Origin of the sequence: Mucilaginibacter sp. Mucisp86 (assembly GCF_047324315.1) — a bacterium.
Taxonomy (GTDB): Bacteria; Bacteroidota; Bacteroidia; order Sphingobacteriales; family Sphingobacteriaceae; genus Mucilaginibacter.
Genome location: NZ_CP168503.1, coordinates 1,496,266 through 1,511,689 on the forward strand (window position 1 = coordinate 1,496,266; position 15,424 = coordinate 1,511,689).

The window sequence follows — 15,424 nt, forward strand, 5'->3', positions numbered from 1 at the left end:
GCCCTCTCCTTTGGAGAGGGTTGGGTGAGGTCTTATTCACTCCTCAAATTCTTAACCGGGTTGGCCAGCGCTGCTTTTATAGCATGGTAACTAACTGTTAATAAAGTTATAACTACAGCCCCTGCTCCTGACGCCGCGAAAATCCACCATGTTATGGCCGACCGGTATTCATACTTGAGCAGCCAGTTGCTCATGTAATAATAAGCAGCCGGTATGGCGATAAACAGCGATACGGTTACCAGCACCACAAACTCGGTTGAGAGTAACCGCCACAGATTGGCTACTGATGCGCCAAGCACCTTGCGTACGCCGATTTCTTTAATGCGCTGCTCGGCCACAAATGAGGCCAGGCCAAACAAGCCAAGGCATGATATAAATATGGCCAACACCGCAAATATGGTAGCCAGGTTACCTATCCGCTGCTCGTCCGAAAACTTGCTGGCATACTCGTCATCATTAAACTTAAAATCAAACGGACTGCCAGGATTATACTTTTTAAATACCGGTTCGATCTTTTTCAGAGCTTCCTGCATAGGCATAGTTGGCTTAACCCTTAAGGTTATAAAGTTAACCCAACCCGGAATCATCATAAATATTGAAGCAACCGGCTTGTTATAGGGCGATTCCATAACCATATCCTTAACAACCCCGGTAACCAAATGGGACTTGCCGCCCCAGCGGATCACCCTACCTACCGGATTTTTAAGACCAGTCATTTTCACTGCCGATTCGTTCATGATAAAACCGCCGGTATCAGTAGGGAAATTCCTCGAAAAATCGCGGCCCTGGGTAATTTTCCAGCCTACAGTGTGCCCATAATCGTAAGTTACGGCAATTGAAGCAAACGTTGGTTCAAATTTGGGGTCCTTACCCTCCCATTCAAAGCCGCCGTTACGTGCCCAGATCTCGTTGGTTGTGCTGTTAGATTCGGCCATATCTTCAACTGCTCCCGTTTGGATCAGGTCGTTACGCATAGCTTCATAATGTCCGTAAATTTCGGGGGTATTCATTTCGATGGTTAACAGTCCCGCCCGCGAATAGCCAACAGGCCGGTTCTTGGCATATTGAATCTGCCTGAAAACAACGATGGTACCTATAATAAGCGTTATCGATACGGTGAACTGTACAACAACCAATACCTTTCGCGGCAACGAGGCAAAACGACCGGCCTTAAATGTTCCTTTCAAAACCTTCACAGGCTCAAATGACGACAGATAAAACGCCGGATAGCTGCCGGCAACAATACCGGTGAACAATGTAAAACTTAAAATCATCAGCCAAAACCACGTATTGCCCCAGGGTAGTGCTATTTGTTTATCAGCAATGTGATTGAATGACGGCAGCGCTATCAAAATTATCCCGATGGTGGCTACCAACGCCAGGCAGGAAAACACTACAGATTCGCTCAGGAACTGGTTAATCAACTGCGAGCGTAACGAACCGATGGACTTTCTGATCCCTACCTCTTTAGCACGTTTTTCGCTGCGCGCAGTGCTCAGATTCATGAAATTGATACAGGCCAGCAACAGTACAAACACACCGATGATACCAAATAACCATACCATTTCAATTCGGCCCCCTACGGGCTTCCTGTTCTTAAAATCACTGTACAGGTGCCATTTACTCATGGGATGAACCTGTATAGTTTCATCATAGGACTTGAAATGCGCTTTGGTCACATTACTTATCTTAGCCGAAACTTTATCAAAGTCGGCTTTATTAGCCAGTTGAACATATAACGAACAACCATGATTATCCCAGGCAGCAGTTTGAGTGCTCCACCAGTTGTTTTTGTTAAAAAAAGGCATCAGGAACCGCGTTTCGCAAAAGGTAGTATTGCGCGGCAGATCTTCATAAACACCGATAACCTTCAGGTTAGTTTTATTATCGGCCTTGATAGTTTTATTGATCGGGTCGGCATCACCAAACAACGCTTTGGCAATTGACTGGGAGATGATCATAGACGAAGGATCCTTAAACCCGGCGTAACCGCCTTTAACCATTTTCAACGCCAGCATTACCGGCAGATCTGCTTCTGCCCAACCGCCGGTTTGCGTTATTTTTTGATCGCCAACTGCGAGAATATGTGCCCCGGGCCAGAAAAGAGAAATCCGCTTAAAATCGCTGCCATAGCGGGTGCGTAATTCGGCGCTTAACGGTACTACGGTCGAATTGAAAGTAATTGTTTCGCCGTTCGACACCTGGTTTACCATAATTTTTCCCATACTGTTGTATGTACTATGGTACTTATCAAACGACAGCTCATCCCAGATCCAGAGACCGATAAGCATAGCCACCGCCATACCTACCGATAAGCCCGCAATGTTAATAAAGGCATGTACCTTGTTTTTAACAATGTTGCGAAACGCGATTTTAAGGTAATTTTTTAACATGACTTAGTTCATTGGTTCACTTGTTCATTAGTTCATTGGTATTTGCTACATATCTTTGCAAGCGTAGCGTGGCAACCTCGTTGCGTTTAGCCCGACCGCGTTGCATGGCGTTTATGCATTGACAACGAGATTGCCGCGTCGCACCCACGCACTACCCGACCGGCGCCTCGCAATGACATGACTTATTATCTCTTTTTAATTCCGAAATCTTCCTAACCTCTAATCTCCAACCTCTAACCACTCTACTCTGCCTTCAAACTCTTCACCGGGTTCATCCTCGCGGCTTTTATGGCTTGTGTACTTACTGTTAACAGGGCTATTATTAAAGCCAACACCCCAGCCAGGGCAAACATCCACCAGCTTACAGGCACCCGGTACTCAAAAGCCTGCAGCCATTTGCTCATCCCCCACCAGGCTATCGGGGTAGCAATAATAAGGGCTATCAAAACCAGCTTTACAAAATCTTTCGATAACAGTTGTACTATGCCGGTTACACTCGCACCTAATACCTTGCGTACACCTATCTCTTTACTGCGCTGTTCGGCACTAAAGGCAGCCAGACCGAACAAGCCGAGGCATGAAATTACTATGGCCATCAGGGTAAAGGCATTGATAATTTGAGATAGCGTAACCTCGGTTTCGTACTGCTTTTGCACTTCGGTATCTAAAAACGAATATTCAAATGGGGCGTCAGCTACGTCTTTACGCCACAGAGCTTCCATTTTGCTCAGTAATGACTTATAGTTTTTACTGTCGGTTGATACCACTATTATATTAAAGCTCCGCGGATCGTTGCGGTAAACCAGCATAAAGGGCTTAACCTGCATATGCAGCGAGTTATAATTGAAATCTTTCATTACGCCTGCCACCTCTACAAAAGTTACCGGATCAGGTGCATATTGAGTATATAGGCGGGTGCCCGGGGCCGTTTGCGGGTTCAATCCCAAACGTTTACACAGCGTTTCATTGATAAGCACGCGGGTGGTGTCACCTATCCTGAAATCCCTGCCGGCAATAATTTTGATGCCGTTGGCTTTAGCAAAAAACTCGTCAGTTTCTATATTTTGCGCATCGGTGGCCGTGGTCATGTTGCCTCCGGCTGTGTAAACCCCATGATCATGCGGTACAAATTGGCTCAGGTAATTATCGGCCTTGCTTACTATTTTTACCTCGGCTAAGCCTCGTAAGTCGTTGGCAAAATCATTCATTTTGCCTTGCGTGGTATTGGTATAAAAATTAAAAATGAGTTTTTGGTCGGGATTGAAGCCCAGATCTTTGTTCTTTACAAAATTGAGCTGACTGTATATCACAATAATACCCGTTATCAATACAATTGATAGTACAAACTGAAATACCACCAACGATTTACGGATCCCCCCTGCCGAAATATGATTGGTAAAATTGCCCTTAATAACCTTGATGGCCTTAAATGCCGAAAGGTAAAACGCAGGATAGCTACCAGCTACCAAACCCGTAACCAGTATCATACCCGCCAACATTACCCAAAGTTTATAATTACTGAAAAACGTAAGTTTGATATCGCTGTGCGTTACATGGTTTAAATAGGGCAGTAATACCACTAATAAAGGCAATGCTATTGCTACTCCCATTAGCGTAAGCATGAACGATTCACCTAAAAACTGTTTCATCAAATCGCCCTGACCCGCACCTATTACTTTGCGTACGCCTACTTCTTTGGCACGTTTTGACGCACGTGCGGTTGATAGGTTCATAAAATTGATACAGGCCACCACCTGGATCAGCACGGCCACCAATATCATAATATATAAAAATGACGGATCAAGCGTTTTGGTCAATTCATGTTCGTGCCCTGGTGTAGTATGAATACTGGTTACCGGTTGCAGGTGCAGGGCCTTTTTCATGCCGATGGCTTTTAGCTGATCGGCACCATATTTATTCAAAAATTCAGGCAGCTTTTTTTCCAGGGCAGCCGCATTGGCATCGGGCCGAAGTTTTACATAAGCATACAAAAAGTTATTACCCGCCCAGGCATTGTTACGCCTTACATATTCACCTGCACCACCGCTGTTCATGGCCATAAACATGTTGGTTTTAATATGCGATTGGCCCGCGCTTTCGTCAACAACACCAGTAACCTTAAAATCATGCTTTCCGAAAGCATTATCCATCAATATCATTTTACCTATTGGATCCTCGGAACCAAAAAGCTTATCGGCAACCGGTTTCAGCAGTACAAGCGAATAAGGTTCATTCAGCACTTTACCAGCATTACCGGCAACAAAATGATAGTTAAACATCTCGAAAAAAGTCGAATCGACATACACAGCATTCTGTTGGTAAAACGACTTTCCCTTGTATCGTAACAAATGCTCTTTAGCGCCCAGGCCTTCGGCATCTACTACACGGGTAAACTGCAAAACCTCGCCAAAATCATTTTTCATGGCCGGTGCAATAGGCGGCGAACTTGCAGCCCCATCGTGCTTATCGCCGGTTAGCTCAAGCGTTGTAGTGATGCGGTACAAATCTTTAACATCTTTATGCTGCTTATCATAGCTGTACTGTTCCTGTACATAAAGCAAAATGTAAAGGCAGCACAAAGTACCTGTAGCCAGGCCCACAATGTTGATAAGGCTGAATGTTTTGTTTTTCAACAAAAACCGCCATGCTGTTTTTAAATAACTTTTTAACATACTATTCGTTCAATGGTTCACTTGTTCATTATTACTTTCAACCATGTCGTTGCGAGCGATAGCGCGGCAATCGCACGGAAGCAGAGCCCCTTTGTATAGCATGAGATTACTTCGTCGTTCCTCCCCGCAATGACATAAATGCTATTTATAAATTCCGAAATCGAACATCCGAAATCTCAAATCAATATTGGCGTTACCTTCGGCCCGGGCTTTACGCTCATACTGCGCAAGGCCTTAGCCACATGGCCGGTATCCGCTTCAATCCCTAACGCTGTCTGAACCGGGATTTGGGAGTATTTTGTTGATTCGCGCGATTTTCTGCCCTGATCAACAAATCCTGTAATCCGGCAAATCCAATAAATCCAGGTTCAGACAATTCCGAAATCGAACATCCGAAATCCCAAATTCTATTATTCCGTTTTCAAACTCTTCACCGGGTTCATCAACGCGGCTTTAATACTTTGATAGCTTACTGTTAGCAGCGCGATCATAATTGCTGCTACACCGGCGAGGGCAAACATCCACCAGCTTAATGGCACACGATAAGTAAAATCCTGCAGCCATTTGGTCATTGCATAATAGGCTATAGGTGTTGCTATCACAATGGCAATAAATACCAGTTTTACAAAATTCACAGATAACATAGTGGTGATATTACCAACGGTTGCACCCAACACCTTACGTATCCCGATTTCCTTGCTGCGCTGCTCGGCCATAAAGGCGGCTAAAGCAAACAGACCAAGACAGGCTATAATAATGGCCAATACCGCGAAACTGGTAAAGATGCGGCCCATACGCTGCACATCGGCATACATACTGGCAAAACGCTCGTCCATAAAAGTGTACCTGATGGGCTGATTGGGTGCAAACTGTTTCCAGGTTGCAGTGATTTGGCCGAGCGCTTTTTTTACATCGCCGGCTTTTATTTTTACTGATACTATTGATTCGCTTGGACTTAAGTGCATCACCAAGGGTTCAATACCATCGCGCATGGAATTAAAATTAAAATCCTGTACCACGCCGATAATGGTTTTAGCCGGCCCGTAGTTAACTATCTTCTTTCCTACCGGATTTTTAAGTCCGAGTTTGTTAGCCATCATTTGATTAATGATCACCGCCTGCGAATCGGTTTTCATATCGGGGATAAAATCGCGGCCGGCTACCAGTTTAATACCCAGTGTTTTGAGATAATCATGATCCACATCCCAAAACTGACCGCCTACAGTCGGGTCGATCTTTTCCCTTCCCTCAATATAAAATTGGTTGCCATTACGTTTGGTGCCCGATACCGGGAGAAAATCGCTGATTGAAGCGCTTTTTACGGTAGATAGCTTCAGCAATTCATTTTTAAACGGTTTCACCTGGTTATCGAGCGTGTTGGTACCTTGTATCATCACCACCTGGTCTTTTTCAAAACCTACTTTTTTGTTAAGCAGGTACTGCATCTGGTTATAAATAACTACAGTACTGATGATGAGGATAATAGATGTAGCAAACTGGAAAACTACCAGCACATTCCGCAATACCGAACTTTTACTTCCGTTACTTAAATTGCCTTTAAGTACTTCGGCAGGTTTAAAGCCCGACAAGTAAAACGCAGGGTAAATGCCCGCCACAATACCAATTAAAAATGCCGATATCAATATAACCGGCACTAACCACCAGGCAGCCCATGGCATAACAAGCGATTTGGATGCCAGTGTATTAAAATATGGCAGCAAGGCCCAGGCGAGGATCAAGCCTAATACAAACGAGAAAAAGCTATACAATAACGATTCGGACAAAAACTGCCGAATCAATCCGCTTCGCTGCGAACCAACAACCTTGCGTAAACCCACTTCCTTTGCTCTGTTAGCCGATTTGGCTGTGGACAGATTAACAAAATTGATGCAGGCAATAACCAGGATAAAACCTGCCACAGCTCCAAACAACCATACAAAACGGATATCCCCGTGCGACATGCCATCATGAACATCATACGAACGCAGATTGATATCCTGTACGTTCTGTACCATCAAATTAAACATACTCATTACCCTGCTGGCCCGTTTATCGCCGTTACGTGTCATATTGGGGATGTAGTAATTTTTCAGGATGCCATCGTTAACCTTTTTACTAAACTGCGCTATGTTGGTGCCGGGTTTCAGCGCCATGTATATATGGTAGTTATTGGCATCCCAGGTAGCCTGTTCGCCATTCCAGAATTCAACACCGGCAAGGGTGATGAAAAACTTAAAGTCGTGCAGATGCGAATTGCCGGGGATATCCTGCATTACCGCAGCTATTTTAAAAGGCCTGGTTTTGTTATTATTAAGGTACATCACCTTACCTACCGGGTTTTGGCCCGGGAAATATTTATCAGCCTTGCTTTTTGAAATTACCATGCTCAATGGCTCGCTTAAGGCATGTTTTGGGTCGCCGTAAACCATGGGCAGGTTCAAAATATCTATCAGGCCCTGGTCGGCATAGGCAAAACCTTCTTCGTGGGTATTATCGGCCTGGTCTGCACGCTTTAACTCATTGGCACCTGCACCCCAAAACAGCGAATTTGGCATTAAGCGACCTGATTTCTCTACTTCCGGATAGTCCTGTTTAATCACCTTGGCCATCACCGAAGGCCAGTCAACACCTTTTTCATCTATCGAGCCATCGTGGTAATGCCCAAGCAAACGGTAAACATTAGCGGCATTAGGGTAGCTTTTATCAAAGCTTAACTCATCGCGAATGTAAAGGGCAATTAAGAGGCAGGCCGCGATACTAAACGCAAAGCCGCCGATTTTAATAGCAGCATACATTTTTTGTTTACTCAGCTGCCTTAAGGCTACCTTCAGGTAATTTTTGATCATGGCTATATTGTTTGAAAACGGTTTATGTTGTCTTGATTTTTTGATGTTATAATTGTGCTGCGGGGCTTTCACCTGTTTGGCGGAAAGCGAATCCCCTGTTGCGGCTTCTGATGGCTTTTCCTCCTCAATATCTTTAATTTTTGCCTTGATTTTGCTGAACAAAGCCGAACCATTGCCCGCCGGCTTTTCCTCTCCGTCATCCCACCATTTCGACATTAACTTTAAGTGGCTATGCAGTTCAGGATTTTTGGCCAGCAAAGCGTTTAGCTCCTCCAGTTCCTTTTCCGAAGCTTCGTTGGCTAACTTCTTTGAAGCCAGGTTCCAAACGCGGTCATCTAAGTTCATATCTCAACAGGCATTTAGTTTATCAAAAGGCAGTACACTACTGTTTTGGTAGATAAAAGCCATGCCACTTATGTAAACAATTAAAAATCAGAATTTTATATAAAACAATCTACAATAACTGTACGAAAGCGTACATCTGGTGTTCGGTTTTAAGCAGAGTTATTCTTTAGCATGAGCGGGTATAAAAACATCCACTACAACCAAATATTTTTAACAAAAACGGGGTTAACACTCATTTTCTGTTAAAAATCTGATTGTCATTTATTTAGCTAATAAAAACCCAAATTTATGTTAACCCTGTTAACCCCTCTGCTGCCTGCTGGCCCAGGTATTGTACAACGGTTAAATTCCGGCTTATTTGTGCCTTCCATCCTTAAAGTCTGTCAAAAAACCAGTCACTCCCCGTAACATAATACCGTCCTGCGCGTCATAGGTGATTTACGCACAAAACATTTTCGCTGCGGGGATGTATATTTGAAAATTAACTATCCTTACAGCTTGTAAAAAGCAAACTTTTTGTACTATATATGACTGATCGCAAATTAATTACAAAACTCATGCTGTCGTGTGTGCTTACCACAGCTATGGCAACTGCTTACGGGCAGCAAACACCTCCCGCCGAAAACCCGGCTCTAAAAATTTACCGGGCCGTACCAACCAAAATCAACGACCTCATTCACACTAAACTTGATGTTCGTTTCGATTACAAAAAACGTTACCTGTATGGCAAGGAATGGGTTACGTTAAAACCCCACTTTTACCCAGCCGACAGCTTAAGGCTTGATGCCAAAGGCATGGACCTTAAAAACATTTCGGTAGTAAAAAACGGCAAAAACGTTCCGTTAAAATTCACTTATCAGGATAGCCTTTCTGTAGCCATTAAACTGGACAAGGTTTACCACAACAACGAAAACTATACCATTTACATTGACTATACTGCCAAACCCAATGAGCTGAAAGAAAAAGGCAGCGCGGCTATTAACGATGCCAAAGGTTTATATTTTATTAACCCCGATGGCACCGAGAAGGATAAACCAACCCAAATCTGGACGCAGGGCGAAACCGAAAGTTCATCAGCCTGGTTCCCTACCATTGATAAGCCAAGCCAAAAAACTACCGAAGAGATCTCGATGACCGTACCGGCAAAATACGTGACCTTATCAAACGGTAAACTAACCGCTCAAAAAACTAACGCCGATGGTACCCGCACCGATACCTGGAAACAGGAATTACCGCATTCGCCATATTTGTTTATGATGGCCGTTGGCGATTTTAAGATCTATAAAGACAAATGGAAAGATAAAGAAGTAAGTTATTACCTTGAGCCTAAATACGCTCCTTACGCTAAAGAAATCTTCGGTTTTACACCGGAAGCTATCGACTTTTATTCAAAAACTTTAGGCGTCGATTTCCCGTGGGTCAAATATTCACAAATTGTAGTACGCGATTACGTGAGTGGCGCTATGGAAAATACGTCGGCTACCCTTCACGGCGATTACGTACAGGCTACCCACCGCGAACTGATAGATGCTAACTTTAACAATGGTCGCAGCACCATTGTTCACGAACTTTTCCATCAGTGGTTTGGCGATTATGTTACCGCCGAAAGCTGGAGCAACCTTACCGTAAACGAATCATTCGCCAACTTTAGCGAAACCATCTGGGCCGAGCACAAATACGGCAAAGACGAGGCCGATGCTCATAATTATGCAGATATGCAAAGCTATCTGCGTTCGCAGGGTGCAAGCACTAAAAACCTGGTGCGTTTTTATTATGCCGATAAAGAGGATGTTTTTGACGCCGTAACCTACCAAAAAGGTGGCCGTATCCTTAATATGCTCCGTAACTATTTAGGAGATGCCGCGTTTTATAAAGGACTCAACATTTACCTGAAAACAAACGCTTTCAAAAACGGCGAAGCACAGCAATTACGTTTAGCGTTTGAAGAAGCCAGCGGCCAGGACCTAAACTGGTATTTTAACCAATGGTATTACGGTGCCGGTCACCCGATATTGAACATTAGTTACAAATGGGATGAGGCCACCAAAACCGAAACTGTTTACCTGAAACAAACGCAGGATGGGCAAACCTTTAAACTGCCTATGGCTATTGATATTTACCAGGGTGGCAAAAAGGTGCGTCATAAAGAATGGATGAATGACAAGGTAGATTCAATCAGCTATCAACTGGCCGGCAAACCAGACCTGGTGAATGTTGATGCCGATAAAATCCTGCTAACCAAAAAAACTGACGCAAAAACCATTGATGAGTTTTCATTCCAGTATTTCAACGCTCCTAATTACCTCGACCGCTTTGAGGCAATAGATGCTGCTGCATCAGATCAAACCCGCCCGCAAGCGCAAAAGATCCTGATTGCTGCTTTAAAAGATAAATACTATGGCTTGCGCATCAAAACCATCAGGGCATTAAACCTTACTAAAGATGATGTGCGTAATGCAGCTCAGCCAATATTGATCTCATTAGCACAAACCGATAATAACACGCTGGTAAGGGCTGCTGCTATTACTGCTTTAGGTAAATTGAAGGCAAGCGGTAATATGACCTTGTTTACACAGGCTATGTCAAGCGAATCATATGCAGTGCAAGGAGCTGCTTTAAATGCTATAGCACAACTTGATCCGGCCAAAGCGTTAAGCTTAGCCAAAGGCCTCGAAAAAGACAATAAAGGCGCGTTAACAACCGCTATTACCAACCTGTACACCGCTAATGGTAATGATGCCGAGTGGCCATTTGTTTACCATGCATTTACAGAAGCCGGCATCCAGGAAAAATTCAATACGCTTAAAAACTTCGCCGATATGACAGCTAAGGTTAATAAGCCCGAATATGCTCAGCAAGGTATTGACCAACTGAAAGAGGCCGGCATTAAATTTAAAGTTTACGGTGCAGCACCTTTTATAGTTACCCAGTTGGAAGGGATCAAAGCCTCACGTACTACCATGAAAGATGATGCATCGGCAAAAGCTGCTGATGACGCCATCAAAGCTGTCAATGACGCTAAATAAGAGTTAGCCGCTAAAAATAAAAGGACGCCCGGTAAAAGGCGTCCTTTTATTTTTAGCTTAAAGCCCAAAGCTAAAGGCTGAAAGCTCTAAAGGATTAGTGTTTTCACGCTTTTCGCCTTCGGCTTTCAGCTCTTTATTTCACCAGCGTACCAATATCTTCGCCTTTGGCAATTTTCATGAAATTGCCTTCTTTGTTCATATCAAATACGATGATTGGCAGTTTGTTTTCCTGGCACAGGGTGATGGCAGTCATATCCATTACGTTAAGGCCTTTGTCATATACTTCCTGGAATGTGATCTCATCGTAACGGGTTGCTGTCGGGTCCTTTTCCGGATCGGCAGTATAGATACCATCAACGCGGGTACCTTTCAATACCACGTCGGCTTTAATTTCAATTGCACGTAATGAAGCGGCAGTATCGGTAGTGAAATAAGGGTTGCCTGTACCTGCACCGAAGATTACGATCTTGCCCATCTCCAGGTGGTGCATAGCACGGCGACGGATGTAAGGCTCGCAGATCTGCTCCATTTTGATGGCCGATTGCAGGCGGGTTTCCACGCCAATACTTTCTAAAGCATTTTGCAGCGCCATACAGTTAATCACTGTTGCAAGCATCCCCATATAATCGGCCTGGGCGCGTTCCATGCCCGATTTTTCGGCACTCAATCCCCTGAAAATATTACCGCCCCCAACAACTACCGCAATCTCAATACCGGCATCATAAACGTTTTTAATGTCATGAGCATACTGCAAAACCTGGTTATTATCAATACCATATTGTCTTGCGCCCATCAGCGATTCGCCCGAAAGTTTCAGTAATATTCTTTTGTATTTCATTTGGTGTGATTTGCTAATAATAGAAATAGATGAAACCTGCTTTTGTTGATATCAAGAATTGATAAAGCTCTGTTCATACGGGAGTAGTTCGCCAAAAATAGCGAATAAATTTCAGTGTTAAAATTTTATGTTGTCTTTGTTAAAAAATTGCCGCTTAATATTGTTTCAAGCACCTCAAAATCAGCATTAAAAACAACAAGGTCGGCATCAAAGCCTTTTTCGATTTTACCCTTCTTTGTTTGTGAAGCCAGCTCGGCAGGATATAATGATGCCATGTTTACAGCCTCGACCAAATCAATACCAACCTTTTTTACGCAGTTTTCTACCGCTTTAAGCATCGTAAGGCATGAGCCTGATAGCGTACCATCGGGCATTGTATACCTGTCGCCCCTTAGCTCGTGCTGGTAAGCACCTTCTTTAGTTGATGTAACCGCATCGGTGATCAGGAAAAGCTTATCACCAAGTTCGCGTTTAGCTAAACGCACCATGGCAAAATCAACATGGATGCCGTCAGCCACGATACTGGTATAAGGCCTTTCTTCAAAAATCGCGGGGATATAACCGGGCTCACGGTGGTGCATAGATGGCATAGCGTTAAACAGGTGTGTAACTGCCTGCACCGGTTTCTTTAAAAACGATTTCCCTTCGGCATAAGTAGCATTACTATGCCCCGATGATATGATAAGGCCCTGCTCATATAAATAATCAATCACTTCCTGGTCCTGCAGTTCGGGGGCTATGGTGATCATTTTAATTACGCCATCAGCTTTTTCAATCCAGCTTTTGACCTCGGCCAAAGTAGCCTTTTTGATAAACTTTTCGGGATGGGCACCTTTTTTGGCAGGGTTTAAATAAGGTCCTTCCAGATGTAATCCCCAAAAAGCACCTCTACTCTTTTCGCGATAGATCTTAGCGGCTTCAATACCGGTTTCTACAATATCATTGGTGTTGGTGCCGATAGTGGCAAATACACCAATGGTTCCCTGGTTCAGCAAATCATTCTCTAACTGCTCAAGTGCCTCAACAGTTGGCGTACCGGCAAAAAGTTTACCGCCGCTGCCGTAAATCTGCAGGTCAATAAATCCGGGGGCAAGGTAGGCACCGTTGAGGTTTTTCTTTTCGATATCTCCGGGGATGGTGGTTTCCTCAATAATATCGGTGATGACACCGTTTGAAATTAAAACGGCTTTGCCTTCGGCGATGGTACCGGCCGAGATGAGTTTGAGGTTGTGGAGGGCGAGGGTAGACATGATTTAATAATTACGTATTTAACCATTATGTCATTGCGAGCATAGCGTGGCAATCGCCAACTGTGCATGAACGCCCCGTATAGCGTGCGATTGCTTCGTCGTTCCTCCTCGCAATGACATGATTTTGAAGGCGAACCAACAGGGCAAAAAAAATCCCCCGATTTTCATCGGGGGATAATATAATTAAGCTCCTAAAGCTACTCGCTTAAAGGCGGTTACTGTAAGGCCTTTTTCAACCGAGTCAAGGAACTGTGAAATGCTCTTAGACGAGTCTTTCACAAACTCCTGGTTTAACAGGGTTGAGTCTTTGTAAAATTTGTTCAGTTTACCGGCAGCAATTTTTTCAACCATTGCTTCTGGTTTACCTTCTGCACGGATTTGCTCTTTAGCAATTTCAAGCTCGCGCTCAATTACTGAAGCGTCAACACCATCTTTATCCAAAGCGATAGGGTTCATGGCAGCAATTTGCATAGCTACGTCTTTACCTGCATCTTCGGCACCTGCACTATCAGCGCTTAATGCTACCAATACACCTAAACGGTAGTTACCGTGGATGTAAGCAACAACTTTCTCGCCGTTAACTACTTCATATTTAGATACGCCGATTTTCTCGCCGATTTTACCTGTTTTTTCGATGATCGCATCACCTATTTTAACGCGGGCAGTTTCAACATCAATTTCAAGAGCGTAAAGTTCTTCAATTGAAGCTGGTTTTGCTTCAACAGCTTTGTTAGCAATTTCGTTAGCAAAAGCAATGAACTCAGCGTTTTTAGCTACGAAGTCAGTTTCGCAGTTAAGTTCGATGATAACACCGGTTTTAAAATCTTCAGAAGTACGTGCAATAACAACACCTTCGTTTGATTCCCTGTCCTGACGGCTTGCTGCAACTTTAGCACCTTTTTTCCTTAAAAAATCGATAGCTGCTTCAAAATCACCGTTAGTTTCGGTTAATGCTTTTTTGCAATCCATCATACCGGCACCGGTTTGCTGGCGCAGTTTGTTTACGTCGGCTGCAGAAATTTGTACTGTAGACATGTTTTTTTGAGTTTTAAGATTTTTTATATCGGGTTACAAGTTACCGCTATGGTGTTATGCTACTGTAACCTGCAACTATTTTTAATATTAAAAATCCTCCCTGATGCTTTTAACGGAATCAGGGAGGCTTTAAATATTTGTTCCTTGTTCCCCCTTCAGGGGGTTAGGGGGCTTATTCTTCTGTTTCGGCAGCCGGAGCTTCAGCTTCGCCTTCAGCAGCTACTTCAGCAACTTTGCGGGTTCTTTTGCCGCCTTCGTTAGCTTCAGGAGCATCAGCTTTAGATTTTGCAGCTACTGCTTCTTTTTCAGCTTCGTCTTCTTTTTCGCGTTTACGCTCTTCTAAACCTTCTTCGATAGCTTTGATGATGATGCTGGTGATCAATGAAATTGATTTGGTAGCGTCGTCATTTGCAGGGATCGGGAAGTCGATGTTTGAAGGATCAGAGTTGGTATCAACCATAGCAAATGTAGGGATGTTCAACTTCAATGCTTCTGAAACCGCGATGTGCTCTTTCTTAACGTCGATCAGGAATAATGCTGCAGGTAAACGGTTCAGATCAGAGATACCACCTAAAAGGGTTTCTAATTTGATACGCTCACGCTGAATCATCAGACGCTCTTTTTTAGAAAGGTTGCTGTAAGTACCGTCTTTAGTCAATTTATCGATGTTTGACATCTTTTTGATCGACTTACGTACAGTAGCAAAGTTGGTTAACATACCACCTAACCAACGCTCAGTGATGTATGGCATGTTTACGCTTTTTGCATAATCAGCAACGATATCTTTCGCTTGTTTCTTTGTAGCTACGAATAATACTTTACGGCCTGATTTTACAATTTGTTTTATAGCTGCAGCAGCTTCTTCAACCTTAGTTAAGGTTTTATTTAAATCGATAATGTGGATACCGTTACGCTCCATGAAAATGTACTGTGACATTTTCGGATCCCATTTGCGGGTAAGGTGACCAAAGTGTACACCAGCGTCCAGTAAATCCTGATAAGTTGTTCTTGCCATTTTG

At 43.7% G+C, this 15,424-nt stretch carries 8 protein-coding genes; 1 reads left to right on the forward strand and 7 read right to left on the reverse strand.

The genetic code is table 11. The features are described from left to right. Positions 1-32: 32 nt before the first annotated feature. From ACEN9X_RS06135 to ACEN9X_RS06145, 3 genes are all read right to left on the reverse strand, one after another. Positions 33-2,393, reverse strand: a complete 2,361-nt coding sequence (locus tag ACEN9X_RS06135) for an ABC transporter permease (RefSeq protein ID WP_413669556.1) — start codon at positions 2,391-2,393, stop codon at positions 33-35. A 242-nt stretch (positions 2,394-2,635) separates the two neighbouring features. Further along, a complete protein-coding gene (locus tag ACEN9X_RS06140) occupies positions 2,636-5,065 on the reverse strand; it encodes an FtsX-like permease family protein (protein WP_413669557.1) in 2,430 nt (809 codons plus the stop codon). Between the two features lie 410 nt (positions 5,066-5,475). Continuing rightward, a complete protein-coding gene (locus tag ACEN9X_RS06145; RefSeq protein ID WP_413669558.1) occupies positions 5,476-8,256 on the reverse strand; it encodes an ABC transporter permease in 2,781 nt (926 codons plus the stop codon). A 527-nt stretch (positions 8,257-8,783) separates the two neighbouring features. Between ACEN9X_RS06145 and ACEN9X_RS06150 the strand changes: the two genes are divergently transcribed. Then, positions 8,784-11,282, forward strand: coding sequence for a M1 family aminopeptidase (locus tag ACEN9X_RS06150; protein ID WP_413669559.1), 2,499 nt, complete (start codon positions 8,784-8,786; stop codon positions 11,280-11,282). 133 nt (positions 11,283-11,415) lie between these two features. On the opposite strand, the gene pyrH is transcribed toward ACEN9X_RS06150, so the two are convergent. From pyrH to rpsB, 4 genes are all read right to left on the reverse strand, one after another. Then, positions 11,416-12,120 carry a UMP kinase gene (gene pyrH / locus ACEN9X_RS06155; protein ID WP_413669560.1) on the reverse strand — a complete coding sequence of 235 codons (705 nt, stop codon included), beginning with the start codon at positions 12,118-12,120 and terminating at the stop codon, positions 11,416-11,418. 125 nt (positions 12,121-12,245) lie between these two features. Next, complete coding sequence (nagA, locus tag ACEN9X_RS06160) at positions 12,246-13,370, reverse strand: N-acetylglucosamine-6-phosphate deacetylase (protein WP_413669561.1); 1,125 nt, start codon at positions 13,368-13,370, stop codon at positions 12,246-12,248. A 183-nt stretch (positions 13,371-13,553) separates the two neighbouring features. Then, positions 13,554-14,405 (reverse strand): translation elongation factor Ts, encoded by an 852-nt coding sequence (gene tsf, locus ACEN9X_RS06165; RefSeq protein WP_413669562.1) that lies wholly within the window; start codon positions 14,403-14,405, stop codon positions 13,554-13,556. A gap of 172 nt (positions 14,406-14,577) precedes the next feature. After that, positions 14,578-15,420, reverse strand: a complete 843-nt coding sequence (rpsB, locus tag ACEN9X_RS06170) for a 30S ribosomal protein S2 (protein ID WP_413669563.1) — start codon at positions 15,418-15,420, stop codon at positions 14,578-14,580. Positions 15,421-15,424 lie beyond the last annotated feature (4 nt).